The 23,343-nt window shown below is 67.2% G+C and carries 20 protein-coding genes; 11 read left to right on the forward strand and 9 right to left on the reverse strand.

The features are described from left to right. Window positions 1–6 precede the first annotated feature (6 nt). The 5 genes from AB7M35_RS11750 to AB7M35_RS11770 form a co-directional block, all read right to left on the reverse strand. Complete coding sequence (locus AB7M35_RS11750) at window positions 7–1,341, reverse strand: adenylate/guanylate cyclase domain-containing protein (RefSeq protein ID WP_453959974.1); 1,335 nt, start codon at window positions 1,339–1,341, stop codon at window positions 7–9. A gap of 254 nt (window positions 1,342–1,595) precedes the next feature. After that, window positions 1,596–2,183, reverse strand: a complete 588-nt coding sequence (locus AB7M35_RS11755) for a nucleoside 2-deoxyribosyltransferase (protein ID WP_453959976.1) — start codon at window positions 2,181–2,183, stop codon at window positions 1,596–1,598. A gap of 266 nt (window positions 2,184–2,449) precedes the next feature. Further along, a complete protein-coding gene (gene rpoD, locus AB7M35_RS11760) occupies window positions 2,450–4,435 on the reverse strand; it encodes an RNA polymerase sigma factor RpoD (protein WP_453959978.1) in 1,986 nt (661 codons plus the stop codon). A 300-nt stretch (window positions 4,436–4,735) separates the two neighbouring features. Continuing rightward, the gene (gene dnaG, locus AB7M35_RS11765; RefSeq protein ID WP_453959980.1) at window positions 4,736–6,691 is read right to left on the reverse strand and encodes a DNA primase; all 1,956 of its coding nucleotides are present in this window, start codon (window positions 6,689–6,691) and stop codon (window positions 4,736–4,738) included. Between the two features lie 371 nt (window positions 6,692–7,062). Further along, window positions 7,063–7,512 (reverse strand): GatB/YqeY domain-containing protein, encoded by a 450-nt coding sequence (locus AB7M35_RS11770; RefSeq protein ID WP_453959982.1) that lies wholly within the window; start codon window positions 7,510–7,512, stop codon window positions 7,063–7,065. Between the two features lie 271 nt (window positions 7,513–7,783). Between AB7M35_RS11770 and carA the strand changes: the two genes are divergently transcribed. Continuing rightward, complete coding sequence (gene carA, locus AB7M35_RS11775; RefSeq protein WP_453959984.1) at window positions 7,784–9,007, forward strand: glutamine-hydrolyzing carbamoyl-phosphate synthase small subunit; 1,224 nt, start codon at window positions 7,784–7,786, stop codon at window positions 9,005–9,007. A gap of 150 nt (window positions 9,008–9,157) precedes the next feature. Next, entirely contained in the window at window positions 9,158–9,439 is a 282-nt protein-coding gene (locus tag AB7M35_RS11780) for a hypothetical protein (RefSeq protein ID WP_453959985.1), read from the forward strand. Between the two features lie 60 nt (window positions 9,440–9,499). On the opposite strand, the gene ypfJ is transcribed toward AB7M35_RS11780, so the two are convergent. Continuing rightward, window positions 9,500–10,423 (reverse strand): KPN_02809 family neutral zinc metallopeptidase, encoded by a 924-nt coding sequence (ypfJ, locus tag AB7M35_RS11785; protein ID WP_453959987.1) that lies wholly within the window; start codon window positions 10,421–10,423, stop codon window positions 9,500–9,502. 329 nt (window positions 10,424–10,752) lie between these two features. On the opposite strand from ypfJ, the gene AB7M35_RS11790 reads away from it, so the two are divergent. The 6 genes from AB7M35_RS11790 to AB7M35_RS11815 all read left to right on the forward strand — a co-directional run bounded on the left by AB7M35_RS11790 (window position 10,753) and on the right by AB7M35_RS11815 (window position 16,500). Then, on the forward strand, window positions 10,753–11,082 hold the full coding sequence (locus AB7M35_RS11790; protein ID WP_453959989.1) for a helix-turn-helix domain-containing protein: 330 nt from the start codon (window positions 10,753–10,755) through the stop codon (window positions 11,080–11,082). Window positions 11,083–11,314: 232 nt separating this feature from the next. Then, window positions 11,315–14,569: a carbamoyl-phosphate synthase large subunit gene (carB, locus tag AB7M35_RS11795; RefSeq protein WP_453959991.1), complete on the forward strand. Its 3,255-nt coding sequence runs from the start codon at window positions 11,315–11,317 to the stop codon at window positions 14,567–14,569. A gap of 114 nt (window positions 14,570–14,683) precedes the next feature. Then, complete coding sequence (gene greA / locus AB7M35_RS11800) at window positions 14,684–15,160, forward strand: transcription elongation factor GreA (RefSeq protein ID WP_453959993.1); 477 nt, start codon at window positions 14,684–14,686, stop codon at window positions 15,158–15,160. 256 nt (window positions 15,161–15,416) lie between these two features. Continuing rightward, window positions 15,417–15,665: a hypothetical protein gene (locus AB7M35_RS11805; protein ID WP_453959995.1), complete on the forward strand. Its 249-nt coding sequence runs from the start codon at window positions 15,417–15,419 to the stop codon at window positions 15,663–15,665. 169 nt (window positions 15,666–15,834) lie between these two features. Continuing rightward, a complete protein-coding gene (locus tag AB7M35_RS11810) occupies window positions 15,835–16,077 on the forward strand; it encodes a cysteine rich repeat-containing protein (RefSeq protein WP_453959997.1) in 243 nt (80 codons plus the stop codon). 183 nt (window positions 16,078–16,260) lie between these two features. Then, window positions 16,261–16,500: a hypothetical protein gene (locus tag AB7M35_RS11815; protein WP_453959999.1), complete on the forward strand. Its 240-nt coding sequence runs from the start codon at window positions 16,261–16,263 to the stop codon at window positions 16,498–16,500. Between the two features lie 81 nt (window positions 16,501–16,581). On the opposite strand, the gene aceB is transcribed toward AB7M35_RS11815, so the two are convergent. Next, window positions 16,582–18,192 (reverse strand): malate synthase A, encoded by a 1,611-nt coding sequence (aceB, locus tag AB7M35_RS11820; RefSeq protein ID WP_453960001.1) that lies wholly within the window; start codon window positions 18,190–18,192, stop codon window positions 16,582–16,584. Window positions 18,193–18,403: 211 nt separating this feature from the next. On the opposite strand from aceB, the gene AB7M35_RS11825 reads away from it, so the two are divergent. Continuing rightward, window positions 18,404–19,417, forward strand: coding sequence for a ligase-associated DNA damage response exonuclease (locus AB7M35_RS11825; RefSeq protein ID WP_453960003.1), 1,014 nt, complete (start codon window positions 18,404–18,406; stop codon window positions 19,415–19,417). Between the two features lie 6 nt (window positions 19,418–19,423). Here AB7M35_RS11825 and AB7M35_RS11830 read toward each other — a convergent pair whose 3' ends face one another. Next, the gene (locus tag AB7M35_RS11830) at window positions 19,424–19,816 is read right to left on the reverse strand and encodes a DUF423 domain-containing protein (RefSeq protein ID WP_453960005.1); all 393 of its coding nucleotides are present in this window, start codon (window positions 19,814–19,816) and stop codon (window positions 19,424–19,426) included. A 195-nt stretch (window positions 19,817–20,011) separates the two neighbouring features. Between AB7M35_RS11830 and AB7M35_RS11835 the strand changes: the two genes are divergently transcribed. Both AB7M35_RS11835 and AB7M35_RS11840 read left to right on the forward strand, forming a co-directional pair. Continuing rightward, on the forward strand, window positions 20,012–20,716 hold the full coding sequence (locus tag AB7M35_RS11835) for an SAM-dependent methyltransferase (RefSeq protein ID WP_453960007.1): 705 nt from the start codon (window positions 20,012–20,014) through the stop codon (window positions 20,714–20,716). Window positions 20,717–20,841: 125 nt separating this feature from the next. Beyond that, complete coding sequence (locus AB7M35_RS11840) at window positions 20,842–22,488, forward strand: cisplatin damage response ATP-dependent DNA ligase (protein WP_453960009.1); 1,647 nt, start codon at window positions 20,842–20,844, stop codon at window positions 22,486–22,488. A 131-nt stretch (window positions 22,489–22,619) separates the two neighbouring features. Here AB7M35_RS11840 and AB7M35_RS11845 read toward each other — a convergent pair whose 3' ends face one another. Beyond that, entirely contained in the window at window positions 22,620–23,324 is a 705-nt protein-coding gene (locus AB7M35_RS11845; protein WP_453960011.1) for a Crp/Fnr family transcriptional regulator, read from the reverse strand. Window positions 23,325–23,343 lie beyond the last annotated feature (19 nt).

Genomic DNA, 23,343 nt, shown 5'->3' on the forward strand with positions numbered 1-23,343 from the left:
TGCGGGTCAGATACCGACGGCGGAAACCCGCTCCGAAACAGTTTCCGTGTCCGTCACCTGCGGCTCCTCGATGATGGGCTCGATGGCCTGAACGGCGGGGGCCGGTTTCTCTGCGGTCGTCGCAACACCCGGGTCGTCCGTCGCCGGCTCGAACACGAAGAGCGGGTCGCTCAGGCCGCGCGCCGCATGGCCGCCAAGCGAGACGAAGCCCTGCTTCGGCGTGCCGAGCGCACCGACGAATTCCTCCGACATGAGCAGCGGCCGCTCCAGCACGCTGCACAGCTGCGAGATGCGCGACAGCACGTTCACGTCGCGGCCGACGGCGGTGAAATCGAGACGGTTGGCCGAGCCGACGTTGCCGTAGACCGCCTCGCCGAAATGCAGTCCGATGCCGAAGCGGACCGGAAGAGGCACGCCGTCGACGATCGTCGGGGCGATCTGGGTCGCCATGGCTGCCTCGGCGGCGCGCAGCGCCCGGGCGCAGGCATCGCGGGCACCGGCCGGCTCGGCCGGAAAGATCGCCAAGACCGCGTCGCCGATGAACTTCAGCACCTCGCCGCCCTCGGCGAAAATCCCCGGCACCACCGCATCGTAATAGCGGTTCAAAAGCTCCGCCGTTTCCTCCACCGGAAGCCGGGTCGAAAGCGCGGTGAAGCCGCGCAGGTCGGCCATCAGCATGGCGGCGTCGATGCGGGTGACCTCGCCGCGGTGAACGACGCCTTCCATGATCTGGGCCGTCGGCCCGCGCCCGACGTAGGTGGCCAGCAGTTCGCCGAGGGTGCGCCGCAGCCGCTTGATTTCCAGCACGTTCGCCAGCGCCGGGATCACCGCGGCGACGAGTTCCCGGTCTGCCTTGCTGAAGCCGGCCGGGTCCTTGGTGGCGAAGCTGAGCGAGTTGGGCAGTCCGGCGGAGAACCACAGCGGCACCACCAGATAGTGGCACATCCCTTCCTTCTTCAGATCGGGAATGATGGCAAACTGGTCGTCCGGCGTGGCGGCGAGGTCCAGCTCGAGCCATTCGTTGGTCTCGTGAACCACCTTGAACGGGCTGCGCTCGTAGATGCCCTTGTCGCGGTCGGCATAGTCGAAGGAGAAATAGGCGATCGGATCGTAGGGGCGCCATGTGATCCCGGCCGCCAGCAGGTTGGGGCTCAGCATCCGGAGCGAGATCATCAGGCGGTCGAGCGGCATGCCGGCCCGGCGCATGCGCCAGCCAAGACCGTCCACGAACGCGCCCATCTCCAGCCGCGGCGCATCCGCCACCAGCCAGTTGACGATCTCCTGCGGCGCCATCTCCGCCTTGGGCCGTTGGGAAGCGGGTGCGGGGGGATTGTCGCTCATCAGATCATGTCGTCCGGAACGGAGACCTCCGCGCATCAGCACAAGGGGTCGAAAAGGGGGCGGCATCGCCATGCAAGATCGTCGGGCGGAGGGATCGACCAGCACCGCCTAACGACGCTGCCGTCGGGCGAAAGCCTCGCGGCCGCGCCACGACCCGCCCTCCTGTTCGCCTGCATATGGTTCTTTGCCGGCTCCGATCCAGAGGGATCGCTCCGAACCCACCGATCCGAGGCAGCGCGGCAACAGCGGGCGCTTCAGGCCCTGTCGGCTCGGGCGGCAGCGATCCCGGCGATCCGGCGCACGCAGTCCTGGAACGCCGTCAGATCGTGAAACAGCCGGTGCGCGTCGGCGACGGCATGCTCGACCAGCACGCCGCCGGTCTCCGCGATTCCGAACGGCAGCATCAGGTTCTCCACCAGCCCGAAATTCTCCACGCTCCAGCCGCCGCTCGCATGGGCGGCGATGGCCGGGTTCGACGGCGCGTGGCCGGCCACCCGCATGTGGTAGGCGGACGGTTCGTTGGTGTAGCCGAACACGACGGCGCCCTGGGCGGCCAGAAAGCCCACCTCGAATGCGGTGCCGGCATCCACCGACACGCCGCGGAACGGCGTCAGGTTGGCGATCGCGAACCCACAGCTCAGCATGGCATCGCGGTTCGCGGCGAAGATCGCCCGTGCCGCCTCCGCCGACCCGTCCATCAGTGGCCCAATCTCCGCGTCCAGAGGCGACACGCCCTCCAGCCCCGCCTCGGCACACATCGCCTTCTTGGCGGCAAGCACCTCGACCGCATCGGCCAGAAACACGTCAGGTCCGGCGAGATAGACGCGGGGGATGGGGGTCATGAGACGATCGACGCTCCGATGGCAGGTGCTCCCGCTATCCCTTTCGGCCAGACCCAAGTCAACCCGAAGGGGCGAGCGATCAGCCGGATCATCGGCAAGAGATGAGCCGCGGCAGGCAAAACAAAAGCCCGCCTCCGTACGGAAGCGGGCTTCTGATGGTTCACACTATTCCTGGGCCTTCCAAAGCCAATGCGCGATCGCGCGCCGGCCGGTCAGGCACCCACCCGGAGCCGGGTCGGGGAGCGACCTCGGCGCGAGGGGCAAACCTAGCTGTCGAGGAACGACCGCAGCTTCCGCGAGCGCGACGGATGCTTCAGCTTGCGCAGCGCCTTCGCCTCGATCTGGCGGATGCGTTCGCGGGTGACCGAGAACTGCTGGCCGACCTCTTCCAGCGTGTGGTCGGTGTTCATGCCGATGCCGAAACGCATGCGCAGCACGCGCTCCTCGCGCGGCGTCAGCGAGGCCAGCACCCGGGTCGTGGTCTCGCGCAGGTTCGACTGGATCGCCGCATCGATGGGCAGGACCGCATTCTTGTCCTCGATGAAGTCGCCGAGGTGGCTGTCCTCCTCGTCGCCGATCGGGGTCTCGAGCGAAATCGGCTCCTTGGCGATCTTGAGGACCTTGCGGACCTTCTCCAGCGGCATCTGCAGCTTTTCCGCCAACTCCTCCGGGGTCGGCTCGCGGCCGATCTCGTGCAGCATCTGGCGCGAGGTCCGCACGATCTTGTTGATCGTCTCGATCATGTGGACCGGGATGCGGATGGTGCGGGCCTGGTCGGCGATCGAACGCGTGATCGCCTGCCGGATCCACCACGTCGCGTAGGTGGAGAACTTGTAGCCGCGGCGGTACTCGAACTTGTCGACGGCCTTCATCAGGCCGATGTTGCCCTCCTGGATCAGGTCCAGGAACTGCAGGCCGCGGTTGGTGTATTTCTTGGCGATCGAGATCACCAGGCGCAGGTTCGCCTCGACCATTTCCTTCTTGGCGATGCGGGCCTCGCGCTCGCCCTTCTGGACCTTCGAGACGATCTTGCGGAACTCGGTGATCTCCAGCCCGGTCTCGGTGGCCAGCGTGTGGATGTCCTGGCGCAGCTGGCGGATGCCGTCCTTCTCGGCCTGGACGAACGGACGCCAGCCCTTGCTGGCGAGGCTCGCCACGCGGCGGATCCAGTTCGGATCCAGCTCGGAGCCCTGGTACTGCTGGAGGAAGTCCTCGCGCTTCACGCCGTAGCTGTCGGCGAGACGCATCAGCCGGCCCTCATGGCCCATCAGCCGCTTGTTGATCTCGTAGAGCTGCTCGACCAGGGAATCGATGCGGTTCTGGTTGAGCGACAGGCTCTTCACGTCGACGATGATGTCTTCGCGGAACTTCTTGAATCGCTTTTCCTGGCTGGGCGTCAGCGACTTGTTCTGCTGCAGCCGGTTCTCGACCTTCTGGTCCTGCAGGCGGCGCAGCTTCTTGTAGTTGTCGGCGATGGCGTCGAAGGTCTCCAGGACCTTCGGCTTCAGCTCGGCCTCCATGGCCGACAGCGACACGTTGGATTCGAAATCGTCGTCGCCGTCCTCGTCGTTGTCGCTATCGCTGTCGCCGCTTTCGGTCTTGTCGTCGCCGTCGCTGCCTTCGGCATCGCCATTCGACGCGCCCGCCTCCGGGGCACCCTTGCCCTCGGGATCGGCGTAGGTCGCCTCCAGATCGATGATGTCGCGAAGGAGGATCTTTCCTTCGTTAAGCTCGTCGCGCCAGATGATGATCGCCTGGAAGGTGAGCGGGCTCTCGCAGAGGCCCTCGATCATCGCCTCGCGGCCGGCCTCGATGCGCTTGGCGATGGCGATTTCGCCCTCGCGCGACAGGAGCTCGACCGAGCCCATCTCGCGCAGGTACATGCGCACCGGATCGTCGGTGCGCTCCGCCGGCTCGCGCGTCGTGGTGGTCTTGGCGACCGCCTGGGAGCCGACCTCGACCAGGTCGCTGGACTCTTCGTCGTCGGAGGAATCGTCGCTGTCGGCCTCTTCCTGCTCCACCACGTTGATGCCCATGTCGCTCAACATGGCCATCGTGTCCTCGATCTGCTCGGAGGTCACCTCGTTGGAAGGCAGGACTTCGTTCAGCTCGTCATAGGTGACGTAACCGCGCTTTTTCGCGGTCTTGATCATCTTCTTGACGGCGGCGTCGGACAGATCCAGAAGCGGGCCATCGCTCGTCTCCGGCGGGGCGTCCGGGGTCGCTTCGGATTCCGTCGTCTTGGTCGCCATGCCGAGTTCTCCTTGCCTTGCCGGCCGCAGGCGTTGCCCGCCGCCCCCTGCAAAGGGTGCCATTCGTTACATCGACCGAGGGGTCCGTCCGCGGGGTCGCAGCCGGTCCATCGCCTCGTCGATCCGTGATTGCGTCGCCGTCCGGAACGGTCGGCGGCACAAGAGTGCCGCGATTCGGTTTCCGGACTGACAATATCCGTCGATCCTCGAGATCCGACCCTGATCGGAACCGTTTACATAGCGTCGCCCAGCAATTTCGCAAGCAGACTGAATCAGTTGTTGCGAATCGCCGGGCAAAATTCAGAGCCCCGCAGCCGGCGCGAGGGGGTCGCGCCCGGCCTCGCCTGGAACGTGGGCGCCGCGAATTTCCTTCGCCTGGTCGGCGAGATCGCGGTCTTCGTCCTGGAACACCTGCTTGCGGCGCACCAGTTCGCGCGAAAGTGCCAGGATCCGGGCCTCCCCCTCCGCGGTCAGGTGCTGGTCGGCCTGGGCGATGTCCACGTCGAGGTCGCCTTCGAGCACCCGAAGCTCCAGCCGATCCAGGAAGTGCAGCAGGCAGCGCTCCACGAATCCGTCGGGCGGATCGAACGTCAGGATCGGAAAGCGATGGAACAGCCGCTCGCCCCGTCCGCCCGGCCGCCCGTAGACCTCGGTCAGCAGCGTATCGAGCCCCGGCTCAAGCGCCACGCGCACCCGTGTCGGTGACAATTCGCCCTCGTCGATGGCAAGCGACAGCAACGTGCGCTTGAAGCGCTCGTGCGGATCGAACGAGAAGCGCACCCGGTCGATCCACTCCCAGTGCGCGTCGACAAAGCGCGGAAAGGCGACGCAGAGCCCGAGGACGATCCGCTCCAGCTCCGCGAGATCGGTGTCGCTCGGCCCGGCGCCCGCCAGCATGACCGAACCCGGCGTCGCGGGATCGCGGGGCCCACCCTTGCCCCCGGGCCGCCGGTCGTTGGTCCGGCGGTCGTTGCCCCGGAACAGCTCCGACAGGCGCGAGCGGATGTCGAAGTGGTAGCGCCGGCGCACCCGGGTATCCTTCACCGCCTCGATGAGGCCTTCCAGGCGCGCTTCCAGCGCCGCCTTGCGTTCCGGCGTGTCGACGCGGGCGCCCACAAGTTCGCGCTCCCACAGCACGTCGACCAGCGGCTTGGCGCGCTGCACCTCGGCGAGGAAGCCCTCGCGCCCCGAAATCGCGATCAGGTCGTCGGGATCCTTGCCGTCGGGCAGGAAGCAGAAATTGAACGAGCGGCCACTTTCGATCAGCGGCAGAATGCGGTCGACGGCGCGCCGGGCTGCCGCGGTGCCGGCCTTGTCGCCGTCGAAGCAGATCACCGGCTCGGGCGCCAGGCGCCACATGGCGCTGATCTGCTCCTCGGTGAATGCCGTGCCGAGGCTCGCCACCACGTGCTGGATGCCGGCCTTGTAGACGGCGATGGCGTCGAGATAGCCCTCCACCACGATTGCCGCCTCGGCCTGATGCGCGGCGGCGCGGGCACGATGCGCATTGAACAGCACGGCGCTCTTGTGAAACAGCGGCGTCTCCGGCGAGTTCAGGTACTTGGGCTCCTGGTCGACTCCCAGCGCCCGCCCGCCGAAGGCGACAATACGGCCGCGCTGGTCGTGGATGGGGATCATCAGCCGGTTGCGAAAGCGGTCGTAGGTGGCGCGCCCGTCCTCGGGGCGGATCACCAGCCCCGCCTCCAGCATCTGCCCTTCCTCGACCTTGTGGCCGATCAGGTAGCGCTTGAGGGCATCGCGCCCGCCCGGCGCATAACCGATGCCGAAGGTCGCGATGGTCTCCCGGTCGAGGCCGCGCCGTTCCGCATAGGCGCGCGCCTCGCGCCCGACGTCCGAGGCAAAGCTCTCGGAATAGAAGCGGGCGGCCAGCGCCACCACGTCGGTCAGGCTGGCGCGCACCTGGTCGCGCCGCGCCTGGGCCGGATCCGGAGTCGGCAGCGGCACGCCGGCCTGTTCGGCCAGCCGTTCGACGGCCTCGGGAAAGCTCATTCCCTCGGCGTCGGTAAGGAAGCGGATGTGGTCGCCCGAGGCGCCGCAGCCGAAGCAGTGGTAGAAGCCCTTGCGATCGTCGACGTGGAAGGAGGGCGACTTTTCCTCGTGAAAGGGACAGCAGGCCCAGTAGTCGCCCTTGCCGTATTGCGACTTGCGCCTGTCCCAGGTCACACGCTTCCCGACCACTTCCGACAGCGGCAGCCGATTGCGCAGTTCGTCCAGGAACTCAGGCGGAAATCTCATCGAAACCCGGTCTGCTAGAACATGTCCCGTCCGGGACGAAGCGCACCGGACGGCGAAAAGTTGCGAGAGGCATCGAATCCGAGGCGCGTTCCGGCGCTTCCGTGCCCGGCAGGCGGCGCCACCCGACATCGTATCATCGAGATCGCCGGAGCGCCGCTCTCCTGGCACCGAGGGCACGGATCCAACAGCGGCACGCCTGCGCCGCGGCGTGCCCCGCATGGTGCACGCCGTCGAGAATTACCTCACAGTGCGTCAACTGCTCCCCGGGGTCCACAGCCAAGCCGCACCAGCGGCCGGCGATCGCGCCGTCAGGTCACGCGGTGCGATTTCGGTGGACAACTATGGGGAAAACGGGAGCGTCGAAGCGCTCCTCAGCGCAGCAGGTCCTTCACGACGCAGCTTGCGCGCCCGAAATCCATCTTGCCGGGATACCGCTGCTTGAGCGCCGCCATGGCGCGACCGACATCGCGCAGGCCGTGGGCGCCGATGTCCTCGACGACTTCCACGCAGACCGAGCGCATCTCGGTGTCGTCCAGTTGCGCCGGCAGCAGGGACTTGATGATCCCGATTTCCTGGCGCTCCTGCTCGGCCAGATCGATCCGGCCGGCTGATTCGAAGTTCGAGGCCGATTCCCGGCGCTGTTCGATCATTTTAACGAGAAGATCGAGAACCTCGCGGTCTCCGATCCCTTCAAGTCCGCGGTCCCGAGCCGCCTGATCGCGGTCCTTTATCGCGGTCTGGATCAAACGCAGCGTACAGGCGCGGCGCTTGTCGTGATCCACGACAGCCGATTTCAGGGCTCGGTTGATTTCTTCCCGCATGACCGGTCTCGTCAGAGAGAATGACGGATGGTGCACGATAGCTGTTGCTCCCATCGGCGACAATACGTCCCGACTGGCATAAGTTGTTGATAACGAACGTATTTGGAACGCAGATCGCAAGTTGACGCACGCCTCGTCATGGCCTAGCGTCCGGACCTTGATCGCCTCGACATCGTCGGTGTTCGCGATCCGACAACGACCGCCTGGTCGCTGTCGTCGAACGCGGCGCGTGTATCGCGCCCGTTCCAACGATGCAAGAGGTAGTTGGTTCATGACAGGTCTACAAGAGCTTGCCGAAGCGGATGCTTGGGCAGCCCCCCTCACGACGGCTCGGCTCATCTTTGCGGATGGGACCGAGATGGCCGGCTATGGCGTCGGCGCAACCGGGCACGCGGTTGGTGAGGTGTGCTTCAACACCGCGATGACGGGATATCAGGAGATCCTGACCGATCCCTCCTACGCGGGACAGATCGTCACCTTCACGTTCCCCCATATCGGCAACGTCGGCACCAACGACGACGATATCGAGACCGTGAACATGGCCGCGCGCTCGGGCGTGCTGGGCTGCGTGTTCAGGGCACCGATCACCGAGCCTTCCAACTACCGGTCGACGCGCGACCTGGATCGCTGGCTCGCCGCTCGCGGCATCATCGGCATCACCGGCATCGACACCCGCGCCCTCACCGCCCGTATCCGCGAACAGGGCTACGTGAATGCGGTCATCGCCCATGATCGCGCCGGCCGCTTCGACACCGCCGCGCTCGCCGAGGAAGCCCGCGCCTGGCCCGGCCTTGAAGGCATGGACCTGACCCGCGACGTCACCGGCGGTCAGACGTTCGTGTGGGACGAGACCATCTGGGACTTCCGGACCAACTCCTACGGGCGCCAGACCGAGCCGCGCTACCACGTGGTCGCCATCGACTACGGCATCAAGCGCACCATCCTGCGGCTGCTCGCCAACGAAGGCTGCAAGGTGACGGTGGTGCCGGCCACCGCGACGGCCGATGACATCCTCGCCTACGAGCCGGACGGCGTGTTCCTGTCGAACGGTCCGGGCGATCCGGCGGCCACGGGCGAGTTCACCCTGCCGGCCCTCAAGACGCTCATCGACAAGGACGTGCCGGTGTTCGGCATCTGCCTCGGGCACCAGCTGCTCGGCCTCGCGCTGGGCGGCAAGACCTCGAAGATGCATCAGGGGCACCACGGCGCGAATCACCCCGTGAAGGACTACACCACCGGCAAGGTCGAGATCACCTCGATGAACCACGGCTTCGCCGTCGACGCGGACAGCCTGCCGGACACCGTCGAACAGACGCATGTCTCGCTCTTCGACGGATCGAACTGCGGCATCCGGCTCAAGGACCGGCCGGTCTTCTCGGTGCAGTATCATCCGGAGGCCTCGCCCGGCCCCCAGGACAGCCACTATCTGTTCAAGCGCTTCGTCAACTACATCCGGGAACGCAAGGGCGATCCCGCCGTCGCCGAGCGCGGCTGACAGGTCATCGAAGCGTTATAGTGGTCTGATAGGTGGCCGCTTTGGAGTCGGGTCGGTCGCACGCGCGGCCGGCGCGAACCTTCATCGCGTCACCGCCCCCGCCGACGGGCGTTCTGCGTGACCCGGAATTCGGCAACAGGCAGGGGCGCAATGGCCACTTTCATCGCCAACATGATCGATGCGGAGACCGGAAGCGACAACCGGTACGATTTCGAGGGTCCGGACGATCTGCTCGACCGGACGCCGGTCCGGGTCGTGCGGCACTTCATGGAAATCGTCGACCGCGACCTTCTGCCGAAGGAACACATCGACTACGAGCTGAACGCCGCCATCAAGAACCGCCAGCTCGGCGTCGTCACCGCGATGGGTTCGATGATGCTGGAGCGCGGCGGCGAAATTCCCTTCCTGCTGATGATCTCGAAGCGCCCCTGACCTCATCGAACGGGGACAGGGTAGCCCGCCCCCGAGGCTGACGATCACCGACGGACGCGGTCAGGGCTCCTGCGGCGAGAAGGTATCGCACGCGCTGACCTGGCCGCTGTCGAAGCCGGTTTGGAACCACTTCTGACGCTGTTCCGACGTGCCGTGGTTGAAGCTGTCCGGCACGACGTAGCCCTGGGTCGCCCGCTGGATCGCATCGTCACCGACGGCCGCCGCCGCTCTCAGCGCCTCCTGCGTGTCCCCCGCTTCCAGAACGCCCTTCTCCTGCTCGTAGTGCGCCCAGATGCCGGCGAAGCAGTCAGCCTGCAGCTCCACCCGCACCGACATGGCGTTCGCTTCGCGCTTGCTCATGTTCTGCTGGAGCTCGTGGAATTTCGGCAGGATGCCCAAGAGGTTCTGCACGTGATGGCCCACCTCGTGCGCGATCACGTAGGCCTCAGCGAAATCGCCCGGGGCCCCGAAGCGGTCGGCAAGCTGCTTGTAGAAGCCGAGGTCGATGTAGAGCTTCTGGTCTCCCGGACAATAGAAGGGGCCGGTGGCCGCACCTGCCAGCCCGCAGGCCGACTGGACCCGGTCGGTGAACAGCACCAACGTCGGCTCCACATATTGCTGGCCGCTCTCCTCGAACTGCGTCGACCACACGTCTTCGGTGTCGGCAAGCACCACCGACACGAAGCGCTTCATTTCGTCAGAGGTACCGGTGCTGGCGGTCTGGGAGGTGGCCGACGGGGTCGGCGCCTCGCGGCTGCCGCCCTGGCCCATCGATCCCTGCAGCAATTCCAGCGGATTGACGCCGAGCGCCCACATCACCAGCACGAAGACAACGAGGAGCCCGATGCTACCGCCGCTCAGGCGCCCGCCGCCGCGCCGCCCGCCGCCCATCGGCGGCAAGCGGAAGCCGCCCCGTCCATATGACGCCCCGCTGCCACGACGATCTTCGATATTCGCGCTTTCGCGCCTGCCCCGCCACCGCATCCCGCTCTCCATGTTCCTTCACGGAACGCGCGGCTTCGGCCGCGGTTCCGCTCCTGGCCGTCGCCGAGGCGCCCCTTGCTCGGCTGGAACCACCAAAATGCCCTTCGCCCGGCCCGCCTCTTCGTCACGACACCATAATTTCTTCATAGGCTTGGAGAAGATCCAGTCGCGGCAGCCCCCCGCCGACCGCTTCGCTCTTGCGTAAAGGTGGCGGGAGAGCTATCCGAATTTCTGCACTTAGTGCGCCCGCATAGACGGCGACAGGCCGCCGTCTCCAGGCGCCCGGCCGCAAGGCCATTTACAAGGCGTTGTCCCAAGGAGCGATTCCGGTGCCCGACCTGAAGACGAAAAGCATTGACGAGGCCTTTGAAATGGGCCCGGAGCAATTCCGGGCATGGCGGAAATCCCTGGGGCTGAAGCAGAAGGAAGCCGCCGACCGGCTCGGTCTCAAGAAGCGGATGATCCAGTATTACGAGAAGGGAAATCGCGACGGGAAGGCTGTCCGGATCCCCAAGACGGTCCGCCTCGCCTGCTACGCGCTGTCGCACGGCATCCTCGATTTCGACGGCGAACAGGTTTCGTCGGGCGCGGTGGTCCCGACCGAGGGCACCCCGATCCAGATGCCGATGGAGCATGCCGAGGCGGCCGCGGGGGAGTAACAACGCCTTAAGCGCGTCTCGGGCCTTCCCTGCCCACGCGAAGTCTTCTATAAGCCCGCGAGCTTTTGGGTCGGATCCGGAACCCGCCGGAACGCTCGACAGACCGGCGCGGTGCGTTAGCGGGGGCGGATCGATCCTCGTCGGGGCATTTCACCAGCCCCTCACATAATTCCCGCGATCGATCGACCCCCGGACCGCCAGTCGGCCTCCGGCGGTCGGCCTGCGAGCCCGGATGCCGAAAAGAACAGATATCAAAACCATCCTGATCATCGGAGCCGGGCCGATCATTATCGGCCAGGCATGCGAATTCGACTATTCCGGGGCCCAGGCGGTCAAGGCGCTGAAGGAAGAGGGGTACCGGATCGTTCTGGTCAACTCCAATCCGGCGACCATCATGACCGATCCGGATCTCGCCGATGCCACCTACATCGAGCCGATCACGCCGGAACTCGTCGCCAAGGTGATCGAAAAGGAGCGCCCGGATGCGCTCCTGCCGACCATGGGCGGCCAGACGGCCCTCAACTGCGCGCTGTCGCTGCGCAAGATGGGCATCCTGGAGAAGTACGGCGTCGAGATGATCGGTGCCACGGCCGAGGCCATCGACAAGGCCGAGGACCGCGAACTCTTCCGCGAGGCGATGACCGACATCGGTCTCGAAAGCCCCCGCTCCAAGCTCGCCCATTCGCTGTCGGAAGCGCTGGCGGCGCTGGAGGACATCGGCCTGCCGGCGATCATCCGCCCCTCGTTCACCATGGGCGGCACCGGCGGCGGCATCGCCTACAATCGCGAGGAATTCCTCGAGATCGTCGAGCGCGGCGTCGACGCCTCGCCCACCAACGAGGTGCTGATCGAGGAATCCGTCCTCGGCTGGAAAGAGTACGAGATGGAAGTCGTCCGCGACCGGGACGACAACTGCATCATCATCTGCTCGATCGAGAACATCGATCCGATGGGCGTGCACACGGGCGACTCCATCACCGTGGCCCCCGCGCTGACGCTGACCGACAAGGAATACCAGCGCATGCGCGACGCCTCGCTGGCGGTGCTGCGCGAGATCGGCGTCGAGACCGGCGGTTCCAACGTCCAGTTCGCCGTGAACCCCGAAGACGGGCGCATGGTGGTGATCGAGATGAACCCGCGCGTGTCGCGGTCGTCGGCGCTCGCCTCCAAGGCCACCGGCTTCCCGATCGCCAAGGTCGCCGCCAAGCTCGCCGTCGGCTACACCCTCGACGAACTCGAGAACGACATCACCGGCGGCGCCACGCCGGCCTCCTTCGAGCCGACGATCGACTACGTCGTCACCAAGATCCCCCGCTTCGCCTTCGAGAAGTTCCCGGGCGCCAGTCCGATCCTGACCACCTCGATGAAGTCGGTCGGCGAGGTCATGGCGATCGGCCGCACCTTCGCGGAATCCCTGCAGAAGGCGCTGCGCGGCCTGGAGACCGACCTCACCGGCCTCGACGAGGTCGAGATTGAGGGACTGGGCGTCGGCGACGACAAGAACGCCATCCGCGCCGCCCTCGGCACGCCGACCCCGGACCGCCTCCTGAAGGTAGCCCAGGCCCTGCGCCTCGGCTTCGAGCCGGATCAGGTCCACGAGTCGTGCAAGATCGACCCGTGGTTCATCGAGCAGATCGCCGAGATCGTCGAGACCGAGGAGAAGATCCGCAAGCACGGCCTGCCGAAGACCGCGAGCGTGCTGCGCGATCTCAAGGCGATGGGCTTCTCCGATGCCCGTCTCGCGAAGCTCGCCGATCTCACCGAGGATGCCGTGCGGGCGCTCCGCATGGAGCTCGACGTGCGCCCGGTGTTCAAGCGCATCGATACCTGCGCGGCCGAGTTCGCCGCGCCCACGGCCTACATGTACTCCAGCTACGAGCCGGCGACCGCCGGCATGGAAAGCGACGAGGCCCGCCCGACCGACCGCGACAAGGTCGTCATCCTCGGCGGCGGACCGAACCGGATCGGCCAGGGCATCGAGTTCGACTACTGCTGCTGCCATGCCGCGTTCGCGCTGCGCGAGGCCGGCTACGAAGCCATCATGGTCAACTGCAATCCGGAGACCGTGTCGACGGACTACGACACCTCCGATCGCCTCTATTTCGAGCCGCTTACGGTCGAGGATGTCCTCGCGGTGCTCGAAACGGAGATGACCAACGGCCGCCTGCACGGCGTGATCGTGCAGTATGGCGGCCAGACGCCGCTCAAGCTCGCCCAGGGCCTGAAGGACGCCGGCATCCCGATCCTGGGGACCGACCCCGACAAGATCGACCTGGCCGAGGACCGCGACCGGTTCCAGCGCCTGCTGGTCAATCTCGACCTGAAGCAGCCGAAGAACGGCATCGCCCGCTCGCTGGACCAGGCCCGCGCCATCGTCGCCGAGATCGGCTTCCCCGTCGTGGTGCGGCCGTCCTACGTCCTCGGCGGACGCGCCATGGAGATCGTGCGCGACGAATCCCAGTTCGAGCGCTACGTCACCCAGGCCGTGGTTGTCTCCGGCACCAGCCCGGTGCTGATCGACGGCTACCTCGCCGACGCGATCGAGGTCGATGTCGACGCGATCTCCGACGGCACCGACGTGTTCGTCTGCGGCATCATGGAGCACATCGAGGAAGCCGGCATCCACTCGGGCGACTCCGCCTGCTCGCTGCCGGCGCACTCGCTCTCCGACGCCGCAATCGCGGCGCTGGAGGAGCAGACGCGCAAGCTCGCACGCGGTCTCGACGTGGTCGGGCTGATGAACGTGCAGTTCGCCATCCGCGAGGGCGAGATCTACGTCCTCGAGGTGAACCCGCGCGCCTCGCGCACCGTCCCGTTCGTCGCCAAGACCATCGGCGTGCAGATCGCCAAGATCGCCGCCCGCGTGATGGCGGGCGAGAAGCTCGCCACGTTCGGGCTGAAGCGCCGCCAGCTCGACCACGTCGCCGTCAAGGAAGCCGTGTTCCCCTTCGCCCGCTTCCCCGGCGTCGACACGGTGCTCGGCCCGGAGATGCGTTCGACCGGCGAGGTCATGGGCCTCGACCGCGCCTTCGCCACCGCCTTCGCCAAGTCGCAGCTCGGCGGCGGCACCCGCGTGCCCACCAGCGGAACCGTGTTCATCTCCGTCCGCGACGCCGACAAGCCGAAGATCCTTGAAACTGTTCGCACGCTCGTGCGTTTGGGTTTCCAGGTGATCGCGACGTCCGGCACCCAGCGCTATCTGGCGGAGGAGGGAATTCCCGCCCGCAAGATCAACAAGGTGCTTGAAGGTCGACCGCACATCGTCGATGCTATCAAGAATGGAGAGGTGCAGCTGGTCTTCAACACGACGGAAGGCGCTCAGGCTCTTGCCGACAGCCGGTCTCTGAGGCGCGCCGCGTTGATACAGAAGGTGCCCTACTACACGACCGTCGCAGGTGCGATCGCTGCGGCTAAGGGGATCGAGGCCTACAGCACCGGCGTTCTTGAGGTGCGGCCGCTGCAATCCTATTTCGCTCCGGCTGAGTAACGGCCAGGCACGGGCGCGGCCGGCGGGTATCCGCTGCCACGCGCGGCATTGGTGTGTGCATGTGTGGTTTCGTCCGGGCCGTGGCCCGGACTAACGGAAGGGGATTTCGTCCCGATGGAAAAGGTACCGATGACCCCGGAAGGCTACGCTGCGCTCGAAGTCGAGCTGAAGCGTCGGACCTCCGTGGAGCGCCCGCGAATCATCCAGGCGATCTCCGAGGCGCGCGCTCATGGTGATCTTTCGGAAAATGCCGAATACCACGCCGCCAAGGAAGCGCAGAGCCACAACGAGGGCCGGGTCCTCGAGATCGAGGACCAGATCTCGCGCGCCGAGGTGATCGACGTCGCCAAGCTGTCCGGCGATTCCGTCAAGTTCGGCGCGACGGTGACCCTGGTCGACGAGGACACCGACGAGGAGAAGACCTACAAGATCGTCGGCGACGTCGAGGCGGATGCCAAGGCCGGCAAGGTGTCGATCTCCTCGCCGATCGCCCGCGCGCTGATCGGCAAGACGGTCGGGGACACGGTCGAGGTTGCCGCGCCCGGCGGCGCCCGTTCCTACGAGATCATCAAGGTGATCTTCCTCGCCTGACGCGATCCTCACGTCGCATGTTTCCGGACGGCGGGCCTTGGCCCGCCGTTTTTCGTTTGTGCCAGGCTTGGTGCCGCTGGAAGCGCTGGAACCGCCGGCTTTCCGCCTTTTAGGCCGAGCGATCGAACAAATCGCCGCGTTCTCAGTTTCAGGGATCGTGGGAATGGGGCGCTGAAGACCCTTCGCCGAAGCCACGGCCACGCAGGCCGTGGGGATGGGTCGACGGATGGAAACAAGAACCCAAGGGAGTTGTTCGATGATCCGAGTTATCGCCACCGCCGGCCTAGCGGCCGCCCTCTTCGCCGGACCCGCCCTGGCCCAGTCCGGCCCGCAGATGCAGCAGATCCGGTCGGCCTGCAACAGCGACATCGCCACCCTCTGCGGTGACGCGAAGTCAAACGACGACAGCGTGTCCGCCTGCCTGCGGGAGCGCGTCGGACAGGTGTCCGCGGCGTGCAAGGAAGCGGTCCAGTCCGTGAGCGATCAGAGCAAAGGTCACGACTGACGGCGCGCACCCGAAAGGTTGCGCGACCACACATTGGTGTTCGTGCGGCCCAACATTCGGTTTGCATCGCGCGCGGAGCGCGCTCAGGGTAGACGACGGCGCCGGAACCACCGGCGCCGTTTTTCTGTTCCGTGCCGGCTCGAACACCGGCCGATGTGGGAGGCTTCAGATGATCAGAACCGTTTTGGCCGCAGGCCTGGTGACGTGTTTCACTGCGGGTGCCGTCTTCGCCCAGTCCGGACCGGAATTCGAGGACATGCGCGCCGCCTGCCGCGAGGACATCCAGCGGCTGTGCAGCAACGTCGAGCCCATCCAGGCCGCCGAGTGCCTGCAGGAGAACATCGAGCAGGTGTCGGAAGGCTGCAAGACCACCGTCAAGGACGTCCGCGCCGAAGACCAGAACCACGACTGAGGCTGGGACGAGGCCGCGCCGGCCTGCCGGGACGGCTCCATCGTGCGACCGGACGCCCGGTCTGCATTCTTGGGGTTTGCATTCGTCGAAGGAGGCGATCAGGGTCAAGGACGGCGCTGGAACAGCGCCGTTTTCATGTCCGGCCCGCCCCGGGGGGCAGGCCGCCATCTCGTGAGGTTTCCAATGTTCAGAACCGTTCTGGCCGCAGGCCTTGCCGCCTGCTTCGCCACCGCCGCCCTCGCCCAGTCCGGCCCGGAAGTTCAGGAGGCGCGCGCCGCCTGCCGTCAGGACGCCGAGCGCCTGTGCAGCGGCGTTCCGCCGATCGAAGTGCAGCTCTGCCTCGAGCAGAACGCCGACCAGGTGTCGGAGCGCTGCAAGGCGACCCTTGGCGATATCGCCAAGGAAAACGAGAACCACGACTGATCTGCCCGGGCTAGCCCAGGCTCGGGCGGGGACGAAATCTTCGGCCCCCGCCCGATCGATCGTCAGAGGTGTGCTGCCGCCTCAGGCAATCAGCTCGTAGGCCGGCAGCGTCAGGAACGGCACCAGATCGTCCGCGGTGGACAGCGTCCGGAACAGGTCGATCGCCTCCGGGAAGCGGCCTGCGTCGTAGGCCTCCGCCCCGATCTCGTCCCGCACGCCCGCCATCTCCTCCTCGAGCAGCTTCGCGAACAGCGGGCCGGTCACGGTCTGGCCGTCGTCGAGCTGGGCGCCGAATGTCAGCCACTGCCAGATCTGCGAGCGCGAGATCTCGGCCGTGGCGGCGTCCTCCATCAGGTTGTAGAGCGGCACCGCCCCCTTCCCGCGCAGCCAGGCCTCGATGTACTGCACGCCGACACGGATGTTGTCGCGCAGCCCCGCTTCCGTCTTGCTGCCCGGATGAACCTCGAGCAGTTCGCGCTGGCCGACCATCACATCGTCGCGCTGGCGGCCGATCTGGTTCGGTTCGGGCATCAGGCGGTCGAACACCTCCATCGCCACCGGCACGAGATCCGGATGCGCGACCCAGGTGCCGTCATGCCCGTCGCCAGCCTCGCGCTCCTTGTCGGCGCGCACCTTGGCCAGCGCCGCCTCGTTCGCCTCCGGATCGCGGCGGTTCGGGATCTGCGCGGCCATGCCACCCATCGCGAAGGCGCCGCGCTTGTGGCAGGTCTTGATGAGCAGCAGCGAATAGGCCCGCAGGAACGCCTTGCCCATCACCACCTGGCTGCGGTCCGGCAGCACATAGCCCTGGTTCCGGCGCAGCGTCTTGATGAACGAAAAGATGTAGTCCCAGCGCCCCGCGTTGCAGCCGACGATGTGGTCGCGCAGCTCGTACAGGATCTCGTCCATCTCGAACGCCGCCGGCAGCGTCTCGATCAGCACCGTCACCTTGATGGTGCCGACCGGGATGTCGAGGGCGTTCTGGGCGTGGACGAAGACGTCGTTCCAGAGCCGGGCTTCCTTGTGGCTCTCCAGCTTCGGCAGATAGAAATACGGCCCCGTGCCCCGGGCGATCATCGTCTTCGCGTTGTGGAAGACGTAGAGCCCGAAATCGACCAGCGAGCCGGACATCGGGCGGCCGTCGACCTCGATGTGGACCTCCGGCAGGTGCCAGCCGCGTGGCCGCACCAGCAGCACCGCCGGGTTCGGACCGATCGCATAGCGCTTGCCTGTCGTCTCGTCGGTGAAGTCGATGCGGTCGGCCCAGCGGTCGATCATGTTGATCTGGCCCTCGATCGCGTTCGCCCAAGTAGGCGACGTCGCGTCCTCGAAGTCCGCCATGAACACCTTCGCGCCGGAGTTCAGCGCATTGATGACCATCTTGCGGTCGACCGGCCCGGTGATCTCCACCCGCCGGTCCATCAGGTCGTCCGGAATGCTGGTGATGCGCCAGGCGCCGTCGCGGATCTCCTTGGTCTCGGGCAGGAAGTCCGGCAGCGTTCCGGCGTCGAACTCGCGCTGGCGAAGTGCGCGCGCCTCCAGCAGTGCGCGGCGGGTGTGGTCGAAGGTACGGTGAAGGTCCGCCAGGAAGGCGAGCGCCTCCGGCGTCAGCACTTCGTCGAAGCGGGGGCCGAGCGGCGCCTTCAGTTCAACGCCCTCGACCGGCGACTGCGCGTGTTCTGCGTTGGCCATGGTGCCTCCCTGCATGTTTCTGAATGGACCGGTTTGCTCGTGCGTATCACGGTCTGGGCGAACAACGCAGGCACCATTTGATCCGTGATGGAATAGGTCTTTCGCTCCGTGCGAAAGCGGGGCGCGCCTGCGGCCCCTATATGCAGGCCGGGGAACGGCGCGAAAACCGTCGATCGCAGACCATCTCGACGGCCGGGAAAGAGGAGACCGCATGGGCTGGGACACACATCTGCGGCCGCAGGCCGAGGGGCTTGCGGTTGCCGCGGCGGGCCTCTTCATCGACCCGGTCCGCCCGGTCGAGACCGCCATCATCACCCACGGCCATGCCGATCACGCCCGTGCCGGCCACGGCACCGTCTACGCGACGCCGGAGACGCTCGCGGTGATGGCGGCCCGCTACGGCGAGGCGTTTACGGAGAATCCCCGCCCCCTGCCCTATGGCGAGACCGTCGATCTCGGACCCTACCGCTTCAGCCTGCATCCGGCCGGCCACGTCATCGGCTCCGCCCAGGTGCTGATCGAAACCTCCGACGGACGCGCCGTCGTCTCGGGCGACTACAAGCGCCAGGAGGATCCCACCTGCGCGCCGTTCGAGACGGTGGCGTGCGATCTGTTCGTGACCGAGGCGACCTTTGCGCTGCCGGTGTTCCGGCATCCCGACGCCAGCGGCGAGATTGCCCGGCTGATCGCCTCGCTGGCGCTGTTTCCCGACCGCGCCCATCTCGTCGGCGCCTATTCGCTCGGCAAGGCCCAGCGGGTGATCGCGCTGCTGCGGGCGGCGGGGCACGATCGGCCCATCTATCTCCACGGTGCGATGGAAAGGCTCTGCTCGCTCTACGAATCCCTCGGCGTTCCGCTCGGCGACCTCCGACCGGTAAAGGACGTCGACCGTGCCGCGCTCGGCGGCGAAATCGTGATGTGTCCGCCGGGCGCGCTCGCCGATCTGTGGTCGCGCCGCTTCGGCGATCCGGTGACGGCCTTCGCATCGGGCTGGATGCGGGTGCGGGCGCGGGCACGCCAGCGCGGCGTGGAGCTGCCGCTGGTCATCTCGGATCACGGCGACTGGGAAGATCTGTGCACCACCATCGTGGAGACCGGGGCGCGCGAGGTGTGGGTCACCCACGGCCAGGAGGACGCCCTCGTCCACTGGTGCGAAACCCGTCAGATCCGGGCGAGACCGCTCCGTCTCGTCGGCTACGGCGACGAGGACGAGGCCGCCGCCTGATCGCGGCTAGGCCCGATCCGGAGCCGCAGCCGGCCGCATTCCGAGCGCGGCCAGCGCCACCATGAGCCAGCCGAGGAGGAACGCCAGACCACCCATCGGCGTCACCATCACCATCGCCCGACTGCCCGTCATGCCGAGAAAATAGAGGCTGCCGGAAAACAACACGGTGCCGGCGAAGAACAGCACCCCGGCGGCGGTCGTCCGCCACGAGGCCGCGTAGCCCGCCAGCAGCCCGACGGCGACCAGCGCGAGCGAATGGACGATGTGGTACTGCGCCCCGGTGGTGAAGATCGCCAGATCCGCGTCGGGCACGCTGCCGCGCAGGCCGTGGGTGGCAAACGCGCCCATCGCCACGGCGACGAAGGCGTTCAGGGCGCCGATGACGATCCAGGTCCGCATGGGGTTGGTCCTCGTTGTCTGCCGCCGCCGGCGGCGGGCGGTTCCGATGCCCACCCTCGCCCACCGGACGGACCGGTGCCAAGGGGACGCGCCGTCGCGGTCGCGGGTTTCGTCGTCGTGACAATCTGGCAGGACCCGACAGGCATTTGCTACGTTGACGGACCAACCCCTCCGGCCCATCGTTGAAGGCCAGCCATGACAGCCGCCAGCGCCGCCAAGTTCGACCCGTCCCGCGCCGCCGAATACGAACGCCAGAGCCGCATCGGCCTCGCCGGCTACGACGCCTGCCACGACCTGGCAGCCTGCCTGCTGGCGGCCACGCTCGGCTCCGGCGCCCGCGCCCGGATCCTTGTTGCCGGCGGTGGCGGAACGGGCAGCGAAGTCCTGACGGCGGGCCGCCTCGAACCGGACTGGACGTTCCTGGTCGTCGATCCGTCGGCGCCGATGCTCGATCTGGCGATGGGGCGGATTGCCGAGGCCGGCCTGGCCGATCGGGCCGAAGCGGTGCTGGGGGCGGTCGCCGACCTGCCGTCCGGCCAGACGTTCGATGCCGCCACCCTGATCGGCGTTCTGCATCACCTTCCCGGCGCCGAGGCAAAGGCCGCCATCCTGCGGGACATCGCCGAGCGCCTGCCGCCCGGTGCGCCGCTGATCCTTGCCGGCAACTGCCGGGCCTACGCCGCCGAGCCGCTGCTGATGGCTGCATGGGGGAACCGCTGGCGCATGAACGGCGCCTCCGGGGACGAGATCGACGCCAAGCTCGGGAAGATCCTGCAGGGGGCGGACCCGCCGGCCTCGGAGGAAGCCGTGGAGGCGCTGCTCGCGGATGCCGGGTTCGGTCACCCGAAGCGGTTCTTCTCCAGCCTGTTCTGGGGCGCATGGATCTGTACGCGCCTTTAGCGCCGGTGCGTTCCCGTCCGGATCGAGAGGATCCGAACGGGAATCGCGCTGGGGCGTTTCGTCCAGACGCTTTCTGGTCCCGCAGGATAGGCTTTCCACCCCGCACTCCCATGTAACAGGGCGTCATGCAGGCTTTCGCCCATCTCCTCGACCGCCTCTCCTACGAGCCGCGCCGCCTCGGCAAGCTGCGGCTGATGGAGGCCTATTTCCGCGCCGCTCCCGATCCCGAGCGGGGCTTCGCGCTGGCCGCCCTCACCGGCGCCCTCAGCTTCCGGCACGCCAAGGCCGGCCTCATCCGGGCCCTCGTTGCCGAGCGGACCGATCCGACGCTGTTTGCGCTCTCCTACGACTACGTTGGCGACCTGTCGGAGACCGCCGCCCTGATGTGGCCGGCCCGCGCCGCGCCCGACGGCGGACACCCGCCGCCGCCCGCGTTGTCGGAGGTCGTGGCCGCGCTGAGCACGCTCTCCAAGGCAGATCTGCCAGGCCAGCTCGCCCGCTGGCTCGACGGCCTCGACGAAATCGGTCGCTGGGCGCTGCTGAAATTGATCACCGGCGGCCTCAGGGTGGGCGTTTCCGCCCGTCTCGCCAAGACCGCGGTGGCCCAGCTCGGCGGCGTCGAGCCAAACCAGGTCGAGGAGGTCTGGCATGGCATTGCCGCTCCCTACGAGCCGCTGTTCGCCTGGCTGGAGGGACATGCGCCGCTGCCGGAAATCGACGATCCGGCGCCGTTCCGGCCGGCCATGCTTTCCCACCCGATCGAGGCGACCGACTTCCCCGGCCTCGACCCGGAAGCCTTCATGGTCGAGTGGAAGTGGGACGGCATCCGCGTCCAGGCCGCCGCGGGTCTCGATCGCGAGGGACGCCGCGTCGCCCGGCTGTTCTCGCGCACCGGCGAGGACATCTCCCCCGCCTTCCCCGACCTCCTCGAGGCGCTGGAGTTCGACGGCGCCGTCGACGGCGAGCTGCTGATCGTGCGCGAAGACGCCGTCGAACCGTTCAACGTGCTCCAGCAGCGCCTCAATCGGAAGACCGTGACGCCGAAGATGCAGGCTGCGTTTCCGCCGCGGATCCGGCTCTACGACCTGCTGGCGCTGGACGGCGAGGATCTGCGGCCGCTACCGTTCGCCGAGCGCCGCCGGCGGCTGGAGGCGTTCGTGGCCGCCCGACCGGATCCGCGCATCGATCTGTCGCCGCTGGTCCCGTTCCGCACCTGGGAGGATATCGCCGCCGCCCGGGCCGACCCGGCCTCGGCGGGAGCCGGCGCGGATGCTGATGCCGTCGAAGGCGTGATGATCAAGCGGGCAGACAGCCCCTACGTGCCCGGCCGGCCCAAGGGCCTGTGGTTCAAGTGGAAGCGCGACCCGTTCACCGTCGACGCGGTGCTGATGTACGCCCAGCGCGGCCACGGGAAGCGCTCGTCGTTCTATTCCGACTACACCTTCGGGGTCTGGCGGAATGCCGAGGAGCGCGGCGAGGAGCTGGTGCCCGTCGGCAAGGCCTATTTCGGCTTCACCGACGAGGAGCTGAAGAAGATCGACGCCTTCGTGCGCAAGAACACCCTCAACCGCTTCGGCCCGGTGCGCGAGGTCGTGCACGACGCCACCGACGGGCTGGTGCTGGAAATCGCCTTCGAAGGCCTCAACCGCTCGCCGCGCCACAAGTCCGGTGTGGCCATGCGTTTTCCCCGCGTCGCCCGCCTGCGCTGGGACAAGCCGCCGTCCGAGGCCGACCGCATCGAAACGCTGGAGGCGCTGCTGCCGAAGGGATGAGGGAAGATGCAGGGCTCCGAACCCGACCCATGACAGCTTTCCGGGATCGCTCCCACCAGCGCGCGACCGCGCGCCGGCCGAAGGCCGCCCACCCGGAACCGGTGGGCGAAGCGAACCCGGCGCGAGCGGCCCTACAGCGTCGACGCCGCTTCCAGCGTGGGCCTGTCCTCGATGCAGTAGTAGCCTGAGATACGGCTGATGGTGCCGACGCGCTTCCAGTCGTTGAGGACGCGGCTGACGTTCTCGCGGGCCCCGCCGGCCATCGAGGCGATGTCGGACTGGCTGATCTTGTAGTGGATCAGCAGCCGGTCGTTATCCAGCGGGCGGCCGAAGCTGGCGGACAGCTGCAGCAGCGTCTGGGCGACCCGCCCGGGAAGCGGCAGGAACGAGCGCGCCGCCAGCGCGTCGTTAGACTGGCGCAGCCGCTGGCCGACGATCTGCAGCATGTGCCGGTAGACGGCGGGGTTGTCGTCGGCGAAGCGCTCGAAGGCGGATCGCTCCACGAAGGCGAGGCGCGCCTGCTTGACGGCGACCACCGTCGCCGAGCGGGGCCGCCCGTCGAAGATCGACAGCTCGCCGACCATCGAACCGACGCCGAGCATGGCGAGAAGCTGTTCTGAGCCCGAGCACGAGGTGACGCAAACCTTCAGCGATCCGTCGAGGACGGCATAGAAGCCGTTGCCCGGATCCCCGGCGCGAAACAGCGTCCGGCCCGGATCGAGCTTCACGGTGCGCGCCACCGCCGCAAGGCCGGCGGCGAGGCCGGGATCGAGCCCCTCGAGTGAAAAGGAGTGATCAAGGATCGTCTTGGCGATCGTCGCCTTCGCTTCGGTCATCTCGCGTCTCCACCCCGGT

Source organism: Amorphus suaedae (assembly GCF_053629675.1).

Bases quoted from the DNA above. Each gene is read 5' to 3' on its own strand.
- AB7M35_RS11815 (WP_453959999.1), top strand. From the start codon at position 16,261: ATGTTCAGAACCGTTCTGGCCGCAGGCCTTGCCGCCTGCTTCGCCACC.
- AB7M35_RS11835 (WP_453960007.1), top strand. From the start codon at position 20,012: ATGACAGCCGCCAGCGCCGCCAAGTTCGACCCGTCCCGCGCCGCCGAA.
- AB7M35_RS11750 (WP_453959974.1), bottom strand. From the start codon at position 1,341: ATGAGCGACAATCCCCCCGCACCCGCTTCCCAACGGCCCAAGGCGGAG.
- AB7M35_RS11770 (WP_453959982.1), bottom strand. From the start codon at position 7,512: ATGCGGGAAGAAATCAACCGAGCCCTGAAATCGGCTGTCGTGGATCAC.
- AB7M35_RS11825 (WP_453960003.1), top strand. From the start codon at position 18,404: ATGGGCTGGGACACACATCTGCGGCCGCAGGCCGAGGGGCTTGCGGTT.
- greA (WP_453959993.1), top strand. From the start codon at position 14,684: ATGGAAAAGGTACCGATGACCCCGGAAGGCTACGCTGCGCTCGAAGTC.
- AB7M35_RS11840 (WP_453960009.1), top strand. From the start codon at position 20,842: ATGCAGGCTTTCGCCCATCTCCTCGACCGCCTCTCCTACGAGCCGCGC.
- AB7M35_RS11810 (WP_453959997.1), top strand. From the start codon at position 15,835: ATGATCAGAACCGTTTTGGCCGCAGGCCTGGTGACGTGTTTCACTGCG.
- aceB (WP_453960001.1), bottom strand. From the start codon at position 18,192: ATGGCCAACGCAGAACACGCGCAGTCGCCGGTCGAGGGCGTTGAACTG.
- carA (WP_453959984.1), top strand. From the start codon at position 7,784: ATGACAGGTCTACAAGAGCTTGCCGAAGCGGATGCTTGGGCAGCCCCC.
- AB7M35_RS11830 (WP_453960005.1), bottom strand. From the start codon at position 19,816: ATGCGGACCTGGATCGTCATCGGCGCCCTGAACGCCTTCGTCGCCGTG.
- AB7M35_RS11845 (WP_453960011.1), bottom strand. From the start codon at position 23,324: ATGACCGAAGCGAAGGCGACGATCGCCAAGACGATCCTTGATCACTCC.
- AB7M35_RS11780 (WP_453959985.1), top strand. From the start codon at position 9,158: ATGGCCACTTTCATCGCCAACATGATCGATGCGGAGACCGGAAGCGAC.
- ypfJ (WP_453959987.1), bottom strand. From the start codon at position 10,423: ATGCGGTGGCGGGGCAGGCGCGAAAGCGCGAATATCGAAGATCGTCGT.
- dnaG (WP_453959980.1), bottom strand. From the start codon at position 6,691: ATGAGATTTCCGCCTGAGTTCCTGGACGAACTGCGCAATCGGCTGCCG.
- rpoD (WP_453959978.1), bottom strand. From the start codon at position 4,435: ATGGCGACCAAGACGACGGAATCCGAAGCGACCCCGGACGCCCCGCCG.
- AB7M35_RS11805 (WP_453959995.1), top strand. From the start codon at position 15,417: ATGATCCGAGTTATCGCCACCGCCGGCCTAGCGGCCGCCCTCTTCGCC.
- carB (WP_453959991.1), top strand. From the start codon at position 11,315: ATGCCGAAAAGAACAGATATCAAAACCATCCTGATCATCGGAGCCGGG.
- AB7M35_RS11755 (WP_453959976.1), bottom strand. From the start codon at position 2,183: ATGACCCCCATCCCCCGCGTCTATCTCGCCGGACCTGACGTGTTTCTG.